Below are 19,942 nucleotides of genomic sequence, written 5' to 3' on the forward strand. Positions count from 1 at the left end.
ACGCGCGTTGACTCTAGGCTGCACTCGCGCAATTCATGGCCGACGCCCGGACCTTCCCACAACTGGGCGCTCTTCGAGGTGCAGGGGACCTTCATGCTCACCGCCAGATCCCGACGTGCGGCGCTCGCCGTCGTCGCCTCCGCCGGTCTGCTCGGCGCGGTGGTCGTACCGACCGCCGCCCAGGCCGCGGACGCCAAGCGAAACAAGACCGTCAACCTCCAGCTGCTGGCGATCAACGACTTCCACGGCAACCTGGAGCCCCCGGCCGGCTCGTCCGGCACCATCAAGGAGATCGACCCGGCGACCGGTCAGGTCGTCTCGACCCCGGCCGGCGGCATCGAGTACCTGGCCACCGCGCTTCGTCAGGCCCGCATACCGGCCGACGACTCGATCACCGTCGCGGCCGGTGACATCGTCGGTGCCTCCCCGCTGACCTCGGCGCTCTTCCACGACGAGCCCACCATCGAGGCGATGGACAAGCTCGGCCTCGACGTCACCGCGGTCGGCAACCACGAGTTCGACGAGGGCGCCAAGGAGCTGATCCGCCTCCAGGAGGGCGGCTGCCACCCGGTCGACGGCTGCTACGAGGAGGGGCGCAAGTTCAAGGGCGCCAACTTCAACTACCTCGCCGCCAACGTCACCGACGAGAAGACCGGCAAGCCGATCCTGGCCCCGTACTGGGTGACCAGGTCGCAGGGCGTGAAGGTCGGCTTCATCGGCGCCACCCTGGAGGGCACGCCGAACATCGTGACCGCCGAGGGCGTCAAGGGCCTGAAGTTCGGCAACGAGGTCGCCACGATCAACAAGTACGCCGCCGAGCTGAAGAAGCAGGGCGTCAACTCGATCGTCGCGCTGATCCACGAGGGCGGCTACCCGGCCAGCAGCACGTACAACTACGACTGCGGCACGGCCGGCCAGGGCATCTCCGGCCCGATCGTCGACATCGCCAGGAACCTGGACCCGGCGGTCGGCGCCATCGTCACCGGCCACACCCACAACGCGTACGCCTGCACCATCCCGGACCCGCAGGGGGTGCCGCGCTCGGTGACCAGCGCCGCCTCCTTCGGCCGGCTCTTCACCGAGATCAACCTGAAGCTCGACAAGACCACCGGCGCCATCGTCCGCCCGTCGGTCAAGGCCGAGAACCACGTCGTGCGCCGGACGGTCGAGAAGGCCCCGGACATGACGGAGCTGATCGCGCACTACTCCAAGCTGGCCGCGCCGATCGCCAACCGTCCGGTCGGCTACGTCGGTGCGGACATCAACGGCCGTGGCAGCAGCGACCTGGAGAAGCCGCTCGGTGACGTGATCGCCGACGCGCAGCTCGAGGGCCTGGCCCCCGCCGACAAGGGCGGCGCCCAGGTCGCGTTCATGAACCCCGGCGGCATCCGCTCCGACCTGGTGTACAAGGCCGCCGGCGCCGAGGGCGACGGCGTGGTGACCTACGGCGAGGCGTTCACCGTCCAGCCGTTCACCAACATGATGCAGGTCAAGACGCTGACCGGAGCCCAGCTGGTCCAGGTGCTGCAGCAGCAGGTCAGCGGTGGCAACGACGCCGCGCCGAAGATCCTCCAGGTGTCCAAGAGCCTGAGCTACACGCTGGACATGCGCAAGACCGGGGCGGACCGCGTGCTGGTGGACTCGATCCGCCTCAACGGCGCGCCGATCGACCCGGCCGGCAAGTACCGGGTCGCGGCCAACGAGTTCCTGGCCGGCGGCGGCGACGGCTTCCCGGCCTTCGCGGCCGGCACCGACAAGCTGGTCGGCGCCTCGGACCTGGACGTCTTCACGGCCTACCTCGGTGCCCACAGCTCGGCGGCCGCGCCGCTGCAGGCTCCGGCGCAGGACCGGATCAAGGTCATCGGCCCGGGCAGCGACATCGACTGACCGTGTGCCGGACATGAGGCGGGCGGGGCGCTGTCGGGGCGCCCCGCCCGTCCGCCTTTCCGCCCCCGCTCAGTCGGGGGCCGGGCCGCCGGGCAGCCGGACGGTGGCGAGCGCGCCCGGGCCGCCGTCCGCGGCCGGGCCCAGCGAGACCTCGCCGCCGGCCTCCCGGACGCTCTGCGCGACGATCGACAGGCCGAGGCCGGAGCCCGGCAGCTGACGCGACGATGGGGAGCGCCAGAACCGGTCGAAGACGTACTGCAGTTCGTCCGGCGGGATGCCGGGGCCGTGGTCGCGCACCGTCAGCACCCCGTCGACGAGCCGGACGTCGATGGTGCCGCCGGGCGGGCTGTACTTCACCGCGTTGTCCAGCAGGTTGATCACCGCCCGTTCCAGGGCGGCGGCGTCCCCGTGCACGTACCAGGGCTCGACGGAGGTCTCGAAGACCAGCCCCGGACCGCGCAGCTTCGCCCGGGCGACCGCGCGGTCGGCGATCTCGTGCAGGGCGACGACGGCCAGGGTGCGGGCGGGCCTGGGGGAGTCCGGCCGGGAGAGCTGCAACAGGTCGCCGATCAGGCCGGTCAGCTCCTGCATCTGCGCCTTCATGTTGCCGAGCAGCTTGGTCCGGGTGGCCGGGGGAAGCGGCCGGCCGGTGTCGTCGCTGCGGATCAGCAGGTCGACGTTGGTGCGCAGGGAGGTGAGCGGGGTGCGCAGCTCGTGCCCGGCGTCGGCGATCAGCCGGGTCTGCCGGTCGCGGGAGTTGGCCAGCGCGGTGGACATGGAGTTGAACGAGGTGGCGAGCCGGGCGATCTCGTCGCTGCCCTCCACCGGGATGGTGGTGCCGACCTCCTCGGTGCGGGCGATGTGCTCGACCACGTCGGTGAGCCGGTCGACGGGCTTGAGCGCCGAGCGGGCCACGAACCGGCCCGCCAACCCGGCGAGGACGATCCCGCCGAGCGCCACGCCACCGAGGATGACGGCGAGCCGGTCGAGCGAGTCCTCCACGGCGGCGGTCGGGGTCGCGACCATGACCAGCACGGACGAGTGGCTCGCGGTGCGGGCCAGGGAGATCCTCACCATGGCCGGCTCGCCGTTGGTGTAGCGGCCCTCCCGGATGATCGCCTGGTTCGGCTTGAGCGCGAACGCGCGGGCGTCGCCCGGCTCGATTGCGATCGCCTTGGTGGCGCTGAGGGGGAGGGTGACGCACGTCGGGGCGGTCCAGACGAACTGGGTGTCGCGGGGCGCGGGCCCGCCGCCGGGCAGCTCCGGCAGCGAGCCGGTCTCCTGGGCCTCCTGCACGGTCTTCAGGGCGGCCTCCGGCGTCGTGGCGCACGGGAGCTGGAGGGCGACGTTGCGCGGCGGCGGGGCGTTCTCCAGCTCGTGCCGCACCTGGCCGTAGAGCTGCTTCTCCACGATGAACCAGCACGCCAGCGCCGACAGGGCGATCGCCACCGCGACCGCCGCCGCCGTGAGGAAGGTGAGCCGGCTGCGCAGGGAGCGGGCGCGGTACCAGGAGAGGAGGCGCCGGCGGCGGGGTGCGGTGGGCGGGACCAGCGGGGGCGGCGGGAGGGTGTCGCTCACGCGGGGGTGCCGGGAGCCGGGCGCAGGGCGTAGCCGACGCCGCGTACGGTCTGGATGAGCCGGGACATGCCGCCCTGCTCGGTCTTGCGGCGCAGGTACATCACGTACACGTCCAGGGAGTTGGAGGAGGGTTCGAAGTCGAAGCCCCAGACCGCCTTGAGGATCTGTTCGCGGGTGAGGACCTGGCGGGGGTGGGAGAGGAACATCTCCAGCAGCATGAACTCGGTGCGGGTCAGCTCGACCGGGCGCCCGGCGCGGGTGACCTCGCGGGTGGCGGTGTTCATCCGCAGGTCGGCGAAGGCCAGTACCTCGGTGGCGTCCTCGGCGGCCGCGGCGCGGGCGGCGGCCTCGGTGGCGAGGGCGTTGCGCCGCAGCAGGGCGCGGACCCGGGCGAGCAGCTCGTCCAGCTCGAAGGGCTTGGCGAGGTAGTCGTCCGCGCCGACGTCCAGGCCGGTGACCCGGTCGCCGACGGCGTCGCGGGCGGTGAGCATCAGCACCGGGACGGTGTCGCCGCGCGAGCGCATCCGGCGGACGGCGGTGAGGCCGTCCATCCGGGGCATCATGATGTCCAGCAGGACGAGGTCCGGCTTGTCGCGTTCGACGGCCTCCAGGGCCTCGTGGCCGTCGGTGGCGGTCGCGACCTCGTAGCCCTCGAAGGCGAGGCTGCTCTCCAGGGCGTCCCGGAGGGCGGGTTCGTCGTCGACCACGAGGAGCCGGGCGGTGGCCTGCCCGGACTCGGAGGAGGTGCGGTCGTCGGCGGACGGGGTCATGGGCGGGCGCCCTTTCTCGTCGTCGGTGGGCCTGCTGGGGGGTGCGCCGGGCCGTCTGAGGCGCCCGGCGCGGGGACCTGCTCGGAGTAATTGTCCGTCTACACGTTCTGGCCGGACTGCAGCTGCGGCAGCACCTGCTTGACGTCGTTGATCGGGATGGCGAAGCCGAGGCCGACGCTGCCGGCGCCGCTGCCGCCGGCCGTGGCGCCCACGCCGCTCGGCGAGTACATGGCCGAGTTGATGCCGATGACCTGCCCGCCGGCGTTGATCAGGGGGCCGCCGGAGTTGCCGGGGTTGAGCGCGGCGTCGGTCTGGAAGGCCTTGTAGGTGGTGGTCTCGCCGCCGCTCTGCGGGGCGCTGCCGCGCAGGCCGGGCAGGTCGGGGAAGCCGAAGCCGCCGTTGCCGCTGGTGGCGCCCTCGTCGACCTGGACGGTGACGTCGCGGTTCTCGGCGCTGATGATGCCCGAGGTGACGGTGCCGGTCAGGCCCTCCGGGTTGCCGATGGCGACGACCGGATCGCCGACCGAGACGGCGCCGGAGTCGCCGAGGGTGGCGGGGGTGAGGTTTCTGGCGCCGCTCGCGGTGATCACGGCGACATCGAGGCCCTTGTCGGTGCCGGTGACGGTGGCCCGGGCGGTGGAGCCGTCCTTGAAGGTGACGGTGGTCTGGCCGCCGTCGGCCGCGCCGGCGACGACGTGGTAGTTGGTGAGGATCCGGCCCTTCTCGTCGAGCACGACCCCGGTGCCGGTGGCCGTGCCGCTCGCGGTCTTCACGGTGATCTGGACGACGCTGGGCGAGACGGCGGAGGCGATGGCCGCCACGTCGGCGCTGCCGTCCGAGCGGGCCGCGACCGGGCTGGCGATGGTGCCGGTGCGGCTGCCGGCGGCGTGCTGCTCCGCGGCGACCACGCCGCCGGTGACCCCGCCGAGGACGGCGGCGACCGCGGCGACGGCGGTGACCAGCGCGACCCGGCCGCGCAGGAAGCCCCGCCGGGTCCGGCCGCTGTGGCCGCCGCCCTCGCCGCCGGGGGTGGCCGGGCCGCCGGCCTCGGGCGGTGTCGGCGGCGCGGGCGGCATGGCGGGCGGCGGGGGCGGCGGACCGACCGGTGCGCTGCCGGCGGCCGGGTACCCGCCGGTGGTGCTGCCGAGGACCGTTCCGGGGACGACCCGGCCCCCGGCACCGTCGTGGCCAGGGGTGCCCTGGGTGCCCTGGCCGCCGTGGTCGGCGTGGCTGCCGGGGCCGCTCTCGTACCCGTGGCCGTACCCGTACGGGTGGCCCTCGTCGTACTGCTCGCCGTACGTGCTGCGGTGCTGCTGGTGATCGCTCATGCCGACCAACGTCCGCCCGCCGGATGAGAATCCGGTGAGAGTCCGCTCAGAAGCCCCCGAGAAGCCCGTTGACTTCTCATAAAGCCTGGTCAGGCCGGGGTCGGCACCCCGTCGGGGTGGCAGCCGCAGGAACGGCGCACGACCAGGCGCGACGGGAACTTCCGCACCCGCTCGGTGTCCGAGCCGGGCACCATCAGCGAGTCGTCCAGCACCAGGTCCACCGCGGCCCGTGCCATCGCGTCGCGGTCGGAGGCGACGGTGGTCAGCGGCGGGTCGGCGAGGGCGGCCTCGGGTACGTCGTCGAAGCCGGCCACCGCGAGGTCCTCCGGCACCCGCAGGCCGACCTCGCGGGCCGCCCGCAGGACGCCGATCGCCTGGTCGTCGGTGGAGCAGAAGATCGCCGAGGGGCGGTCCGCCGACCGCAGCACGCCGAGCGCGACCTCGTAGGCGCCGTAGCGGTGGAACGGCGCGTCGATCAGGTGCGGCTCGGTGGGCAGGCCGTGCGCGTCCATGGCCCGCTGCCAGCCCTCGACGTGGTCGATGACCGGGTCTCCGGGGGCGGGGGAGTCGACCGGGCCGCCGAAGCAGGCCACGTACGGGTGTCCGTGCTCCTCCAGCAGGTGGCGGACGACGGCCTCGGCGCCGCCCACGTCGTCGGTGACCACCGCGACGTCGTCGATCGCCTCGGGCCGGCGGTGCAGCAGCACCACCTTGGCCCCCTCCATGGCGGCGAACTCCTCGGCGGCCCGCTGCGAGGGGCCCTGGCTGACCAGGATCAGGCCCGAGACCCGCATGCCGAGGAAGGCGCGGACGTAGTGCACCTCGCGGTCGTCCACGTAGTCGGAGTTGCCGATCAGCACGAGCTTGCCGCGTTCCGAGGCGGCCCGTTCGACGGCGTGCGCCATCTCGGCGAAGAACGGCTGGCGGGCGTCGGGGACGACCATGCCGATGAGGTTGGTGCGGCGGGAGGCCATCGCCTGGGCGACGCTGTTCGGCCGGTAGCCGAGCTGCTCGATCGCCGCGAGCACCTTCTCCTTGGTGGCGGGCGCGACCGGTCGCGGCCCGTTGTTGATGACGTAGCTGACGACCGCGGTCGAGGTACCAGCCAGTCGGGCTACATCGTCGCGCGTCACTTTGGCCACGGGGGGAGTCTACGCGTGTGGCGTCCGCCGGGGCAGTGGGAGCTCGGCGGACCGCCGGAATCCTCCTGGACAGCCCCGGGCGAACCGGGACAGGCCGGGCGGGTGGGCCGGCCCGCCCGGCCTGCCCCGGCCGGACGGCCCCACCCGCCCGGCCTGTGGTCAGGCCTCCGCGGGGGCCGACGCGCGCTGGGGGAGCTCGGCGCGCTCGGCCTTCTCGGCCTTGTCCGGGACGACGAAGCGGTAGCCGACGTTGCGCACCGTGCCGATCAGCCCCTCGTGCTCGACGCCGAGCTTGGCGCGCAGCCGCCGGACGTGCACGTCGACCGTCCGGGTGCCGCCGAAGTAGTCGTAGCCCCAGACCTCCTGCAGCAGCTGCGCCCGGGTGAAGACCCGGCCGGGGTGCTGGGCGAGGTACTTCAGCAGCTCGAACTCCTTGAAGGTGAGGTCGAGCACCCGGCCCTTGAGCTTGGCGGAGTAGGTGGCCTCGTCGACCGAGAGATCGCCGTTGCGGATCTCCATCGGGCTGTCGTCGACGGACTCCTGCAGCCGCCGTCCGAGGGCGAGCCGGAGCCGGGCCTCGACCTCGGCGGGGCCGGCGGTGTCCAGCAGGACGTCGTCGATGCCCCATTCGGCGGTGACGGCCGCCAGGCCGCCCTCGGTGACCACCAGGATCAGCGGGCAGCCGATCCCGGTCGAGCGCAGCAGCTGGCAGAGGCTGCGGATCTGCGGCAGGTCCCGCCGGCCGTCGACCAGGATGACGTCGGCGCTGGGGGTGTCGACCAGGGCCGATCCCTCGGCCGGCGCCACCCGGACGTTGTGCAGCAGCAGGCCCAGGGCCGGCAGCACCTCCGCGGAGGGCTGCAGTGCGTTGGTGAGGAGGAGCAGTGAACTCATACCCGGTAGTCCCCTTTCCGGGTCGTCGCGGTCGCGTTGCGGCTGCCGCCACAGCCGGATGGCGCTCGTGCTGAGGTGAGGGGGAGCGAGGACGCCTGGTCTCCTCCGGAGGATTCGCCGGCGCGCACGGCGTGACGGCTCGCGCACCGGAGGTCCCGCAACCCCCGTGGCACCGCTCCTGCCCTGCTCATCCCGCGAACCTTCCGGTCTGTCCGGTACCGGGCGGCGGCCCGGCGCCGGGTGTCCGAACACCCCGGCCGGGCCCGGGCACGTCGTTGTGCCGCGAATGGCGGGGCGGTCCTTGCGGTGCGCCGGGGGTGGGCCGACGAATCGCAAGAACGTCCGTACTGGCGTCCTGAAAGCACAAAAGGATCCGGGGGCGACTCTGCCCGGATCCCTCAGGGCACGAGAATAGCCGACCGGCACCCGCACCGGGAGGGTTCGAAAACGGCGCAACGGGCGAACCGGGCGCATCCGGGGTGAGCCTGGCCACAGCCCCGGCGGTCCGCGGGCGGCCTCCGGGCCGGGGCGATTGCCGGTCGCCCCGACGGACACGCCATCATGGGACGCACATCGGCGGCACCGCGCGCGTACCCCTTTCGGGTGGTGTCCGGCCGCTCCGATGGCGGCCCGACCGGGCACCGGTCGCGGGCGAGGACGACGAGAAGGGGTTGCCATGGGCGCGACCACGGAGCCGGCGGAGGCCGCCCGGGTGAGCGGGACGATCCGCTACTGGGCGGCGGCGAAGTCGGAGGCCGGGCTGGCCGAGGAGCCGTACGAGGCGGCGACCCTGGCGGAGGCGCTGGCCGGGGCCAAGGAGCGGCACGCGGACCGGCCGAAGCTCGTCCGGCTGCTCGGACACTGCTCCTACCTGGTGGACGGCTCGCCGGTCGGCGGCCGCGACCACGCGACCGTGGCCCTCACCGAGGGCGGGACGGTCGAGGTCCTCCCGCCGTTCGCGGGAGGGTGAGCGGCGTGACGGATCCGAACCAGGTGCACGGCGCCCAGGGCGGCTGGCCGCAGCCGCAGTACCCGCCGACCCCGATGCCGACCCCGCAGGCCCGGCCGCAGCAGCCGTACGAGGCCCAGCAGCCGTACGACGCCCAGCGCCCGTACCCGCCGCAGCAGGCGTACGACCCGCAGCAGGCGTACGCGTCGGAGCCGGAGGCACTGCAGGGGCACGCGGCGCAGCCGTACGCCCCCGGGCAGGGCCACGCGCCGGGGCCGTACGGGCCGCCGGACCAGGCACCGGGCCACGGGTTCCCGGGCCAGGGGCTCCCGGGCCACGGACTCCCGGGCCACGGCGCACAGCCGTACGGCGGCCCGGCGTACGGGCAGCCGCCCCGCTCGCCGGCCCCAACGGCGGACGACGCCGCGGCCACCACCCTGCTGCCGCCGGTCCCGGCGGACGACGCCGCGGCCACCACCCTGCTGCCGCCGGTCGTGGTGTCCGGCCCGGCGCCCGGCGGTGCCCCGGCGCCCGCCCCCGGCCAGGCCCCGCCCCAGGACTTCGACCCGCCGACCATGACGCTCAAGCGCCCGGCGCCCCCGGCCGGCCACGCACCGCAGGCCCCCCGCCGGCCGTTCCCGGCCGTGCCGCCGCCCGGTGCCGTCCCCGCCCCGCCCGCACCGGCGGCCCGGACCGGCTCGCCGATCATCGACCCGGGCCTGCAGCCGGCCCTGATCACCGCGGGCGCCGCCGCACTGCTCGCCGGCGGTGCCGCGCTCGGTCAGGTCGGGCTCGCGCTGGCCCTGGCACCGCTCCAGGTGCTGACGGCGGCCGGCTGGTTCCGCCTGAACGGCATGTGGCCGGCCCGCCAGGGCATCGCGCTCGCCGCGCTGGCCGGCCTGACCGCCGACGCGGCGGTGCTGCTGGCCGACGCGAACGGCGGCGCGGCGGCCGTGGTCGGCACCCTCGGCGGGTTCTTCCTGCTGGTGATGGTGCTTCAGACGTTCCGGCCGGCGGACCCGAAGGAGCGGTTCTACGCGCTGACCGTGCTCGGCTCGGCCACCGTGGTGACGGTGCTCTGCACGGCGCTGCTGCTGGCCGACTGGGTCCCGGCGGCGGTCGGCGCGGTCGCGCTGGCCACCGTGCTGGCCGCGGCACCGCTGCCCGGACCGAAGCAGCTGGGGCCGGTGCTCGGCCTGGTCGCGGCGGTGGTGTTCGGTCTGGCCGTGGGCGCGCCGCCGGCGCTGGGCGCCCTCGCGGGCCTCGGCGCGCTGGTCGGCCGCCGGGTGGCCGGGTACGACTTCCCGTCCCGCTTCGTGCACATGACGGCGGGCGTGGCGCTGCCGCTGGCGGTGGCCGCGCCGCTGGTCTGGATCGCGACCCGCCTGCTGGCCGGCTGACCCCGGCGCCGCACCGGGCACCCGCCCGGGCCAGCCCCCGCCCACCGCGCCCCGCCCGTACGACGTCCCGCCCAGGAACCATGCTCCGGGGCGGGACGTCGTACGGTCGTGCGGAAGCGGCCGTACCGGAGGGCCGCGACCGGGCGAGGGCGGCGACCGGGCGCGCCGACGACCGGTAGGACAGCGCGGCAGGACGGCATCGGCAGGACGACGACAGGCGACGACGGGGGAGAGCGATGCGCGGTTGGCTGAAAGCGACGATCGTCGTGGGGGTGCTCTGCGGTCTGCTGGCGGGTGCCGACCGGATCGCGGTCGGCGTGGCCGAGGACGAGGCCGCCGACCAGCTGCTGAAGAGCGGCCGGATGAGCAAGCGGCCCGACGTGTCGATCGAGGGCTTCCCGTTCCTGACCCAGGCCCTGTCGATGAAGCTGGACGACGTCCGGATCTCGGCGGACGGGCTGACCGTGGGTGACGGCAGCCGCCAGGTGGCCCTGCATTCCTTCAAGGCCGAGCTGTCGGGGGTCGAGGTGAGCGGCAGCATGACGAGCGCCACCGTGGACCACGGCAGCGGCACCGGCCTGATCACCTACGCGGACCTGTCCCAGCTGCTGCCGCCGGCGTCCCAGCTGGTGCCGAGCGCGGGCAAGCTCCCGATCGGCGGCAACACCCGCTTGAGCCTCTCCTACGGCGGCCCGGGCAAGATCAAGGCCTCGATGGGCCCGCTCCCGGTCGGCGAGGGCGTGCTGCACAGCCAGGGCAACACCGTCACGGTGGACGGCTTCAAGCTCAGCGGGATGGCCGGGATGCTGGCGGGCCTGTCCAACCAGCAGATCGAGCCGATCAGCTTCACGCTCTCCGCGCTGCCGGCCGGGCTCAACCTGGCCGGGGTCTCGCCCCAGGAGGACGGTCTCCGGATGAGCTTCGACGGCAGGGACGTCAAGCTCATCGGCTGACCGCAGACCCGATCGCCCCGATCGCCCCGATCGCCCCGATCACATCGATCGCGTCGACGGCGTCGCGTGCCCGTCCCGGTGCCCGGGCCACGACCCGGCCCCCCTCCCCGGTCCCCCCGCCGTCGGTCCCCCCACCGTCCCGACCGTTCCGCTCCGCGAGACGCGCTGTCCAGCGCCGGCCGCGGAGCGGTGCCCTTCCCGCCCCCGTTCGGGCCTCCGGGCGGCCCCCGACCGGTGTCCGCAGCCCTCAGGACGGTCGAATCCCACGATGCGAATGTTCTGGTCTCGCCATTCGATACGCTGATGACAGCGGGCGTCCGGTGTCCCTAGCATCGTCGGCATGAAGCGACAGACGGACCTCACGAAGCGGCGGGCGGTAGACCTGTGCCGCGTGGCCGCCTGTCTGTGTCGAATGCGCTAACTCGGCTTAGTGGCAGGGCAGTTGACGCCCGCCGCCGACTTCCCCGGTGACCAGGGCCGGCGCCCCGCCCGCCCCTCCCGGCTGTACCCCGCAGAGCACCGCCCGGCCGCCCCGTGCACCCTCCGCTGTCCCATCATTCGGACAGGGATTCGGACCGGCCGTCACCGGGCGACCCGCACGACCTCCTCGGCCCCGGCCGTGGGACCCCCCGTAGCAGCACCACCTTCCGCCAACCGCCCCCGGATGGAGACACCACCATGAGCCGCAGCGACGTCCTGGTCGACGCCGACTGGGTCCAGGCCCACCTGGACGACCCGAAGGTCGTCATCGTCGAGGTCGACGAGGACACCTCCGCCTACGACAAGAACCACATCCGCAACGCCGTCCGGATCGACTGGAAGAAGGACCTCCAGGACCCGGTGCGCCGCGACTTCATCGACCAGGCCGGCTTCGAGGCGCTGCTCAGCGCCAAGGGCATCGCCAACGACGACACCGTCGTGCTCTACGGCGGCAACAACAACTGGTTCGCCTCGTACGCCTACTGGTACTTCAAGCTGTACGGCCACGGTGACGTCCGCCTGCTGGACGGCGGCCGCAAGAAGTGGGAGCTCGACTCCCGCGACCTGGTCTCCGAGGTGCCGCAGCGCGCCGCGACCGAGTACAAGGCGCAGGCCGCCGACTCCTCGATCCGCGCCTTCCGCGACGACGTGGTGGCCGCCATCGGCACCCTGAACCTGGTCGACGTCCGCTCGCCCGACGAGTTCTCGGGCAAGCTGCTCGCCCCGGCCCACCTCCCGCAGGAGCAGTCGCAGCGCCCCGGCCACGTGCCGAGCGCCCGGAACATCCCGTGGGCCAAGAACGCCAACGACGACGGCACCTTCAAGAGCGACGACGAGCTCAAGGCGCTCTACGAGGCCGAGGGCATCGACCTGGCGAAGGACACCATCGCCTACTGCCGCATCGGCGAGCGCTCCGCGCTCACCTGGTTCGTGCTGCACGAGCTGCTCGGCCAGGAGAACGTGAAGAACTACGACGGCTCGTGGACCGAGTACGGCAGCCTCGTCGGCGTGCCGATCGAGCTCGGCAACTGAGCCGCCGGCTCCACGCGTAAGTCAGAAGGGAAGACAAGACATGTGCGGTGCGAAGGCCGGCGGCCCGGACCTGGCAGGAGTTGACGTGGCGAACGAGACGATCATCCAGGGTTCCGTGACCCGAGACGGCGAGCCGGTCAACGGCTACGTCCGGCTGCTCGACGAGGGCGGCGAGTTCACGGCCGAGGTGCCCACCTCGGCGACCGGCCAGTTCCGGTTCTTCGCCCGCCCGGGCAAGTGGACCCTGCGCGCGCTGGTCCCGGGCCAGACCGTGGACCGCCAGGTGGTCGCCTCCCAGGGCAACCTGACCGAGGTCGCGATCGCGGTCTGACGACCGCCGGTCCGGCCACGGACACGCCCCGGGGGCCCCTGCCGAGCAGGGGCCCCCGGGCATACCGTGGAGGGGTGCAGGCACGCCGGCGACACCGCTACTACTTCGCCATGATGGGCGTCTGCCTCGGGCTGTTCGTCCTGGCCTGGGGCGTGGTGCGCTTCTGGTCCGTGCCGGCCGCGATCGGCATGTGCCTGGTCGCGATGGTCATCCCGCCTGCCGCCGCGGTCTTCGCCAACCGGCGGGACCCGGAGGACGACTGGTGGAACGATCCGCGCTGGGACGACCCGAAGTGGGACGACCCCGGCCACGACCGGAACCGCCCCGACCACGAGCCGCGCGACCGGTGACGCCAGGCCGGGTGCACCCCGCATCGGTGCCGGGCACAGCGTCCAGCGGTGCCGGCAAGGCCAGCGGCACCAGCCGGCGGTGTCCGCACGGCCGTTCACCACGAGCCGGCAGTACTAGTAGACGAGCGCCTGCACGCCGTCGGCCATGATCTCGCTGACGAAGACCTGCGCGCCCGCGATCCGGACGCCATCGAGGGTGTCCTTCTCCTCGATCCCGCGCCGGGCGGCGCACTGGGTGCAGAGCGTGATGCCGCCACCGCCCGCCAGGATCGACTCGATCAGGTCCGGCAGCGGCGCCGCGTGCGGCAGCTCGAACTCCGCCGCGCGGCCCGGGAGGGCGAACCAGGAGGACTCCCCGGTCAGCCAGAGCGAGACCTCGATCCCGCTGGCCGCGGCGACCGCCGCCACCGTGAAGGCCTGGGAGCAGCGCTCCGGCGCGTCGGCCCCGGCCGTGACCTTGACTACGAGCTTCTTCGACGACATGACGTCACCCTAGAGCCTGACCGCCGGCGCCCGCCGCCACCGCGACGTGGTGGGGCTCACCGCGACCCGCCGACACCCGGCGGATAGAGTGAGCGCCAGCAAAATCCACCACACTGTCGCCGCCTGGGAGCACCCCGTGTCCGGTCTGGAAATGTTCTTCGACGGTCTGCTGGCCCTCATGGCCGTGCTGATCACCTGGTTCGCCATCTTCTCCGTGATGAAGCTGTACCAGGGCCAGCGCTGACCCCGCCTGCCGTACGGTTGAAGCAGTCCCACACCGACGACAGCGACCAGGAACATGATCGAGATCCCCTCTGACCTCCACAAGGACGTCGTCCCGCTCGCCTTCCTCCTCGGCACCTGGGAGGGCGCGGGCGTCTACGCCCCGCTGCCCGGCGAGGAGGGCACGGGTGCGGAGAAGTGCAACTTCGGCCAGGAGGTCGTCTTCCGGCACGACGGCCGCCCGTTCCTCGAGTTCCGCTCCCGCACCTGGGTGCTGAACGAGGAGGGTGAGAAGGTCCGCCCGCTGGAGAACGAGCACGCCTTCTGGCGCATCACCAGCAACGCCCACGGCACCAGCGGCGCCCGGGGGATCGAGATCTCCTCCGTCCGCGACGACGGCACCGTCGAGGTCTGGTACGGCGAGCTGGCCGACGGCAAGCCGCAGGTCGAGATCGCCACCGACGCCGTGGCCCGGATCGAGGGCTCGGCGCCGTACTCCGGTGGCAAGCGCCTGTACGGCTTCGTCAACGAGGAGCTGCTCTGGGTCGGCGAGAAGTCGGCGCCCGAGGTGGAGCTGCGCCCGTACATGTCCGCGCAGCTGAAGAAGGTGCTCAGCCCGGCGCAGCTGATCAAGGACATCAACGACCTCCCGGACGACGGCATCGCGTTCTTCCGCTGAGCCGGTTCCGCACGGAGCCCGCGAAGCGCGCAGGAGGTAGGGACCGGCCGTCGGCCGGTCCCTACACTTGCCTCAGGACCCCCGACCTTGGCAGGGACAGCACCGTGGCGGACACCGGCACCACCGACTGGCAGCTCTCCGGCGACTGGAAGGCCGACCTGCGCGAGCGCGGCTACCGCCTGACGCCCCAGCGCCAGCTCGTCCTGGAGGCGGTCGACGTGCTCGACCACGCGACCCCGGACGACATCCTCGGCCACGTCCGCAAGACCGCCAGCGGCATCAACATCTCCACCGTCTACCGGACGCTGGAGCTGCTGGAGGAGCTCGGCCTGGTCTCGCACGCCCACCTCGGGCACGGCGCCCCGACGTACCACCTGGCCGGCCGCCACCACCACCTGCACCTGGTCTGCCGGGACTGCGAGAAGGTCACCGAGACCGGTACCGAGATCGCCCGGCCGCTGATCGACAGCCTGCGCGAACAGCACGGCTTCGACACCGACCTGAAGCATTTCGCCATCTTCGGCCGCTGTGCCGACTGCACCGCCAAGCGCGCGGAGGGCGGGTCGTAAGCTGGCCGGTATGAAGAGCCCGCTGCTTGCACTGCCCGGTGCCGTCCCCGCCGAGGGAACCGACGAGGGCGTGGCCGCCCACTACGGCGACATCTTCCGCGAGCAGCGCAACCTCGCGCAGGGCGCGGGCTTCGTGGACCTCTCGCACCGCGGCGTCGTCACCGTCACCGGTGAGGACCGGCTCAGCTGGTTGCACCTGCTGCTCACCCAGCACGTCAGCGCGTTGCCGCCGCAGCAGGCCACCGAGGCGCTGGTGCTCTCCCCGAACGGGCACGTCGAGCACGCGCTCTACCTGGTCGACGACGGCACCACCACCTGGGCCCACGTCGAGCCGGGCACCGAACGGGCGCTGGTCGGCTACCTGGAGAGCATGAAGTTCTTCTACCGGGTCGAGGTGGCGGACGCGACCGCCGACTACGCGGTGGTGCACCTGCCGGCCGGCTCCACCGCCCCGGCGGACGGCGCGGCGGCGGTGCGCGAGCTGCCGTACGGGCGGGACCTCTTCCTGCCGCGCGCCGAGCTGGAGGAACTGACCGCGGGCTACGGCCCGGCGGCGGGGGTCTGGGCGTACGAGGCGCTGCGGATCGAGGGCCACCGGCCGCGGCTGGGCTTCGAGACCGACCACCGGACCATTCCGCACGAGGTGGACTGGCTGGCGACCGCCGTGCACCTGCAGAAGGGCTGCTACCGCGGCCAGGAGACGGTCGCCCGGGTGCACAACCTGGGCCGTCCGCCGCGCCGGCTGGTCTTCCTGCACCTGGACGGCACCGAGGAGGTGCTGCCTCCGCACGGGACGGAGGTGCGGCTCGCCTCGGACCCGGACGGCCGGGCGCTGGGCTTCGTGACGTCCTCGGCGCGCCACCACGAGCTGGGGCCGATCGCGCTGGCGATCGTCAAGCGGAACGTGCCGGTGGACGCGGTGCTGCTGGCCGGGACGGTGCCCGGGACGCAGGACGTGATCGTCCCGCAGTAGGTCCGGGGTCGCCCGCGCCCGTGGCCGCGGCCAACAGGCCTCAGACCTCGACGAGCACGGTGAACGGGCCGTCGTTCACCAGGGCGACCTGCATGTCCGCGCCGAACCGGCCGGTCTCCACCTTGGCGCCGAGCGCGCGCAGCTGGGCGACGACCTCGTCGACCAGCGGTTCGGCGACCGGGCCGGGCGCGGCGGCGTTCCAGGTGGGGCGGCGGCCCTTGCGGGCGTCGCCGTAGAGCGTGAACTGGCTGATCACCAGCAGCGGTGCGGCCAGGTCGGAGCAGGACTGCTCGACGCCGTTCTCGTCGGCCTCCAGCAGCCGCAGGGTCCAGAGCTTGCGGGCCAGCTGGGCCGCCTTGGCGGGGGTGTCGTCGTGCGTGACACCGACCAGGACGCAGAGCCCGGGCCCCTCGATCGCACCGACGGTCTCGCCGGCCACCGTCACCCGGGCCTCGGTCACACGCTGAACCACTGCTCGCATGCGGCCATTGTGCCGGAGCCGGACCGCCCCGCCGTACGGCCCCCGGCCGCTTCCGCGCAACGGTGCGGCGCTTCCGCGGCGGCCTCGCGAGGCCGTCCGCCCCCGCTTGCGGCACGGCGCCCGGATGCCCCGGAGGGGGCGCGCGATGATGCGGTACGCGCCGGACGGTGTGCGCCCGCGCTCGGTCTGGCGCTGATCCCGCCGCGGAATGCCCCGGTCATATCAGCCACCCCCGTTCGCCAGGGGGCCGTTCGGGTGCACGGGCGGTGCACGGGCGCCGGGCGGGGTGGCACCCTGGGGCCGTACCAGGGGTCCGGGGCGTCAAGGTCCGCCGCGTCGGGCCCGGTTCGGCCGGGCGGCCGGTTCGGTGGATCGGGTGTTCGAGCGGTGTCGCCCCGGCGGGTGGTGCCGGCCGGGGGCGGGAACCATCGGGGGCGCCCGGGCGTGCCATCGCACGACCCGTCCATCGGCGGGCGGCCGCGACGGGCGCGCGACGGCCGCCCGGGAACGGGCCGGACCGGCGGCAGGCGACGGGGTGCCGCGAGCGGGCGGGATCGGACGACGGCAGGTGGTTGGTTGATGGACGCGAGCAGTGCGGAACAGGACCGGTACGGGCGGGCCCCCGGGGGCGCGGAGCCGGCGGGGGACTTCGCCGCCCCGGTCCGGCCGGGAGACGTCCCCGGCCCGCCGGCCGGCCGGGCACCGGCGGACGGCCCGGCGGCGGACCGCGCTGCGGACCGCGCGGCGGAGCCCGACCTGGAGGGGCTCGGCCTGGACCAGCTGCGGACCCTGCGCCGGGAGACCCTGGAGCAGGAGGCCGACCTCTCCTACCTGCGGCGCCTGCTGCACGGACGGATGGACATCCTGCGGGCCGAGCTGGACCGCCGCCCCGGTTCCTCGGTCCTGGTGCCGGCGGGGGCCGAGGGCGCCCCGGCCGGGGCGCTGCTGGACCGGCTGCCGGCCATCCTCACCGACGCCCCCTCCACCGTGCGGCGCTCCGCCCGGCACGTCACCGTGGGGCCGCCGCGCGGCCTCCAGTCGCAGGTGGAGGCGGACGCGCTGATGGGCGACGTCCAGCTGGCCGACCTGGCCGCGCACCCGGCGGAGGAGCTGCTCGCGGCGCTGGACCGGCTCCGGGCGCACGAGCGGGAGGTGTCCGGCCGCCGGCAGCTGCTGCTGCGGACGGCGGACGGCTGCAGTGCGGAAATCACCCGCAGGTACCGTGATGGGGAAGCACGGGTCGACGACCTGCTCGCGGGCGGCCCGCTCTGACCGGGTGAGGCACCCCGGGGGCGGGGGCGGGCCCGGGCTCGCCCCCGGTCCACCCTCACCCCCGGAAGGCCTCCGCCATGACCGACTCCGCAGCCCTGCCCGTCCTCGCCGAGGTCATACGGTCGGGCTTCACCGAGGGCCGGCACCACGGTTCGCTGGTGCTGCTCGCCGCCGACGGCTCGGTGGAGTTCGCGCTCGGCTCGCCGGACGCGCCGGTCTTCCCGCGGTCGTGCGCCAAGCCGTTCCAGGCGGTGGCCACCCTGCGGGCGGGGCTGGAGATCGAGGGCGAGCTGCTGGCACTGGCGGCCTCCAGCCACTCTGCGGAAACGTTCCACCAGGACGGTGTCCGGCGGATCCTGGCCGGCGCCGGGCTGGACGAGTCCGCCCTGCGGACCCCGGCGGACCTCCCGCTGGACGAGGCCGAGGCCGAGCGGCACCTGCGCTCCGGCGGCGAGCGGGCGCCGATCCTGATGGACTGTTCCGGCAAGCACGCCGGCTGGCTGGCCGCCTGCGTCGCCAACGGCTGGCCCACCGAGACCTACCTGGACCCGGCCCACCCGGTCCAGCGGCTGGCCGGCGAGGCCCTGCAGGAGGCCACCGGCGAGCCGGTCGCGCACGCCGGCGTGGACGGCTGTGGCGCGCCGCTGCTGGCCGTCACGCTGACCGGCCTGGCCCGCGGCTACCGCGCGCTGCTGCGGGCCGAGGAGGGCACCCCGCAGCGCCGGGTCGCGGACGCGATGCGGGCGCACCCCGAGTACGTGGCGGGCACCCGCCGGGCCGACACCTGGCTGATGCGGGCGGTGCCGGGCGCGCTCTCCAAGATGGGGGCCGAGGCGGTGCAGGTGGTGGCGCTGCCGGACGGCCGGGCGCTCGCCTTCAAGATCGACGACGGCGCCGAGCGGGCCCGTGGGCCGGTCCTGGCGGCCGCGCTGCGCCGGCTGGGCGTGACGGCGGCGGACGGCACGCTGGAGCGGATCGGCGCCGCGCCGCTGCTCGGCGGCGGGGTGCCGGTGGGCGAGGTCCGCGCCGCGTTCTGAGCCGCCCTGGCCGGCTGCCCCCGGAGTGCGGACCGCCCGGACGCGGTGCACGGTGGACCGGGGGCCGTCGCACAGCTGAGGGAGTGGTCATGAGCGAGCACGTGTACCGGGTGACCGAGATCGTCGGGTCCTCGACCGAGTCCATCGACGCGGCCGTCCGCAACGGGGTCGAGCGGGCGTCCCGGACGCTGCGCAACCTCGACTGGTTCGAGGTGACGCAGGTCCGGGGCCACCTCGCGGACGGCCGGATCCAGCACTTCCAGGTCGGCCTGAAGATCGGCTTCCGGCTGGACGACGAGGCCTGACCCCGCCGCGGCGGTCGAGCCGTGACGGCGGGCGCCCGCCGTCACCCGCGCTCCGGCAGCACCGGCGGGAGGCCGGTGCGCGGGTGCGGCAGCACCTCCACCGGGTTGCCCTGCCCCTCGCGCCGGCGGACTCGCGCCACGACCTGACCCCGCGCCACGACCTGACCACCCGAAGCCACGACCTGCCGGATGCCGTCGGGGTGTCGGCGAACCGGCCCGGCGCCGGGAACGGCGAAGGCCGGGGCCGCGGACTGCTCCGCGGACCCCGGCCTCCGACTGCCTCGACCTACCTCGAACGGCCCTGGGCGAACGAGATCGGCACGACGGCTCAGTGACCGCCCTGCTCCGCCAGGCGCTTGATCGACGCGGTGACCTCGGCCTCGGCCTCGGCGCGGCCGACCCAGTTGGCACCCTCGACCGACTTGCCGGGCTCCAGGTCCTTGTAGACCTCGAAGAAGTGCTGGATCTCCAGGCGGTCGAACTCCGACACGTGGTGGATGTCCCGCAGGTGCTCCCAGCGCGGGTCGGTCGCCGGGACGCAGAGCAGCTTGTCGTCGCCGCCGGCCTCGTCCGTCATCTGGAACATGCCGATCGCGCGGCACTTGATCAGGCAGCCGGGGAAGGTCGGCTCGTCCAGGATGACCAGCGCGTCCAGCGGGTCGCCGTCCTCGCCGAGCGTGCCCTCGACGTAGCCGTAGTCGGCCGGGTAGCGGGTCGAGGTGAAGAGCATCCGGTCGAGCCGCAGACGGCCGGTCTCGTGGTCGACCTCGTACTTGTTACGAGAGCCCTTCGGGATTTCGATAAGGACGTCGAACTCCAACGCTTCC

General features: G+C 73.9%; 22 protein-coding genes. 14 read left to right on the forward strand and 8 right to left on the reverse strand.

What is annotated here, in order from left to right; translation table 11 throughout:
- Positions 1-93: 93 nt before the first annotated feature.
- Positions 94-1,887, forward strand: coding sequence for a bifunctional UDP-sugar hydrolase/5'-nucleotidase (locus MCM47_RS11800; RefSeq protein WP_238861126.1), 1,794 nt, complete (start codon positions 94-96; stop codon positions 1,885-1,887).
- 69 nt (positions 1,888-1,956) lie between these two features.
- Here the strand turns inward: MCM47_RS11800 and MCM47_RS11805 are convergent, their stop codons facing one another.
- From MCM47_RS11805 to MCM47_RS11825, 5 genes are all read right to left on the reverse strand, one after another.
- On the reverse strand, positions 1,957-3,465 hold the full coding sequence (locus tag MCM47_RS11805) for a cell wall metabolism sensor histidine kinase WalK (RefSeq protein ID WP_238861128.1): 1,509 nt from the start codon (positions 3,463-3,465) through the stop codon (positions 1,957-1,959).
- Positions 3,462-4,235 carry a response regulator transcription factor gene (locus MCM47_RS11810; RefSeq protein ID WP_238861130.1) on the reverse strand — a complete coding sequence of 258 codons (774 nt, stop codon included), beginning with the start codon at positions 4,233-4,235 and terminating at the stop codon, positions 3,462-3,464. Before MCM47_RS11810 ends, MCM47_RS11805 begins: the two co-directional genes overlap by 4 nt.
- Before the next feature lie 98 nt (positions 4,236-4,333).
- Complete coding sequence (locus MCM47_RS11815; protein ID WP_305067967.1) at positions 4,334-5,563, reverse strand: S1C family serine protease; 1,230 nt, start codon at positions 5,561-5,563, stop codon at positions 4,334-4,336.
- A gap of 89 nt (positions 5,564-5,652) precedes the next feature.
- Positions 5,653-6,705: a LacI family DNA-binding transcriptional regulator gene (locus MCM47_RS11820; protein ID WP_238861132.1), complete on the reverse strand. Its 1,053-nt coding sequence runs from the start codon at positions 6,703-6,705 to the stop codon at positions 5,653-5,655.
- 159 nt (positions 6,706-6,864) lie between these two features.
- A complete protein-coding gene (locus tag MCM47_RS11825; protein ID WP_238861135.1) occupies positions 6,865-7,599 on the reverse strand; it encodes a response regulator transcription factor in 735 nt (244 codons plus the stop codon).
- A 676-nt stretch (positions 7,600-8,275) separates the two neighbouring features.
- Between MCM47_RS11825 and MCM47_RS11830 the strand changes: the two genes are divergently transcribed.
- The 7 genes from MCM47_RS11830 to MCM47_RS11855 all read left to right on the forward strand — a co-directional run bounded on the left by MCM47_RS11830 (position 8,276) and on the right by MCM47_RS11855 (position 13,094).
- Positions 8,276-8,569, forward strand: a complete 294-nt coding sequence (locus MCM47_RS11830) for a MoaD/ThiS family protein (protein WP_238861137.1) — start codon at positions 8,276-8,278, stop codon at positions 8,567-8,569.
- A 5-nt stretch (positions 8,570-8,574) separates the two neighbouring features.
- Complete coding sequence (locus MCM47_RS11835) at positions 8,575-9,948, forward strand: hypothetical protein (RefSeq protein ID WP_238861139.1); 1,374 nt, start codon at positions 8,575-8,577, stop codon at positions 9,946-9,948.
- 236 nt (positions 9,949-10,184) lie between these two features.
- Positions 10,185-10,901, forward strand: coding sequence for a DUF2993 domain-containing protein (locus tag MCM47_RS11840; RefSeq protein ID WP_238861141.1), 717 nt, complete (start codon positions 10,185-10,187; stop codon positions 10,899-10,901).
- 340 nt (positions 10,902-11,241) lie between these two features.
- Positions 11,242-11,322 carry an Ms5788A family Cys-rich leader peptide gene (locus MCM47_RS43990; RefSeq protein ID WP_350517234.1) on the forward strand — a complete coding sequence of 27 codons (81 nt, stop codon included), beginning with the start codon at positions 11,242-11,244 and terminating at the stop codon, positions 11,320-11,322.
- A gap of 257 nt (positions 11,323-11,579) precedes the next feature.
- On the forward strand, positions 11,580-12,413 hold the full coding sequence (locus MCM47_RS11845) for a sulfurtransferase (RefSeq protein ID WP_238861143.1): 834 nt from the start codon (positions 11,580-11,582) through the stop codon (positions 12,411-12,413).
- A gap of 40 nt (positions 12,414-12,453) precedes the next feature.
- Positions 12,454-12,744, forward strand: a complete 291-nt coding sequence (locus tag MCM47_RS11850) for a DUF1416 domain-containing protein (protein ID WP_093861460.1) — start codon at positions 12,454-12,456, stop codon at positions 12,742-12,744.
- Positions 12,745-12,818: 74 nt separating this feature from the next.
- Entirely contained in the window at positions 12,819-13,094 is a 276-nt protein-coding gene (locus MCM47_RS11855; RefSeq protein WP_238861145.1) for a DUF3099 domain-containing protein, read from the forward strand.
- 114 nt (positions 13,095-13,208) lie between these two features.
- Here the strand turns inward: MCM47_RS11855 and MCM47_RS11860 are convergent, their stop codons facing one another.
- Positions 13,209-13,577 carry a DsrE family protein gene (locus MCM47_RS11860; RefSeq protein WP_238861147.1) on the reverse strand — a complete coding sequence of 123 codons (369 nt, stop codon included), beginning with the start codon at positions 13,575-13,577 and terminating at the stop codon, positions 13,209-13,211.
- 298 nt (positions 13,578-13,875) lie between these two features.
- Here MCM47_RS11860 and MCM47_RS11865 point away from each other — a divergent pair, with 298 nt between their 5' ends.
- From MCM47_RS11865 to MCM47_RS11875, 3 genes are all read left to right on the forward strand, one after another.
- Positions 13,876-14,478 (forward strand): FABP family protein, encoded by a 603-nt coding sequence (locus tag MCM47_RS11865; RefSeq protein WP_238861149.1) that lies wholly within the window; start codon positions 13,876-13,878, stop codon positions 14,476-14,478.
- A 104-nt stretch (positions 14,479-14,582) separates the two neighbouring features.
- Positions 14,583-15,047, forward strand: a complete 465-nt coding sequence (locus MCM47_RS11870) for a Fur family transcriptional regulator (RefSeq protein WP_238861151.1) — start codon at positions 14,583-14,585, stop codon at positions 15,045-15,047.
- Between the two features lie 10 nt (positions 15,048-15,057).
- Positions 15,058-16,020 carry a folate-binding protein YgfZ gene (locus MCM47_RS11875; RefSeq protein WP_238861153.1) on the forward strand — a complete coding sequence of 321 codons (963 nt, stop codon included), beginning with the start codon at positions 15,058-15,060 and terminating at the stop codon, positions 16,018-16,020.
- 40 nt (positions 16,021-16,060) lie between these two features.
- Here the strand turns inward: MCM47_RS11875 and dtd are convergent, their stop codons facing one another.
- Positions 16,061-16,501 (reverse strand): D-aminoacyl-tRNA deacylase, encoded by a 441-nt coding sequence (gene dtd / locus MCM47_RS11880; RefSeq protein WP_238861154.1) that lies wholly within the window; start codon positions 16,499-16,501, stop codon positions 16,061-16,063.
- A gap of 579 nt (positions 16,502-17,080) precedes the next feature.
- Here dtd and MCM47_RS11885 point away from each other — a divergent pair.
- From MCM47_RS11885 to MCM47_RS11895, 3 genes are all read left to right on the forward strand, one after another.
- A complete protein-coding gene (locus MCM47_RS11885; RefSeq protein ID WP_238861157.1) occupies positions 17,081-17,773 on the forward strand; it encodes an ABC transporter substrate-binding protein in 693 nt (230 codons plus the stop codon).
- A 77-nt stretch (positions 17,774-17,850) separates the two neighbouring features.
- Entirely contained in the window at positions 17,851-18,810 is a 960-nt protein-coding gene (locus MCM47_RS11890; protein WP_238861159.1) for an asparaginase, read from the forward strand.
- Positions 18,811-18,899: 89 nt separating this feature from the next.
- Positions 18,900-19,115, forward strand: coding sequence for a dodecin (locus MCM47_RS11895; RefSeq protein WP_238861161.1), 216 nt, complete (start codon positions 18,900-18,902; stop codon positions 19,113-19,115).
- 328 nt (positions 19,116-19,443) lie between these two features.
- Here MCM47_RS11895 and MCM47_RS11900 read toward each other — a convergent pair whose 3' ends face one another.
- A complete protein-coding gene (locus MCM47_RS11900) occupies positions 19,444-19,935 on the reverse strand; it encodes an inorganic diphosphatase (RefSeq protein ID WP_030244505.1) in 492 nt (163 codons plus the stop codon).
- Positions 19,936-19,942 lie beyond the last annotated feature (7 nt).

The sequence above is a fragment of the Kitasatospora sp. A2-31 genome (assembly GCF_022288725.1).
Lineage (GTDB): Bacteria > Actinomycetota > Actinomycetes > Streptomycetales > Streptomycetaceae > Kitasatospora.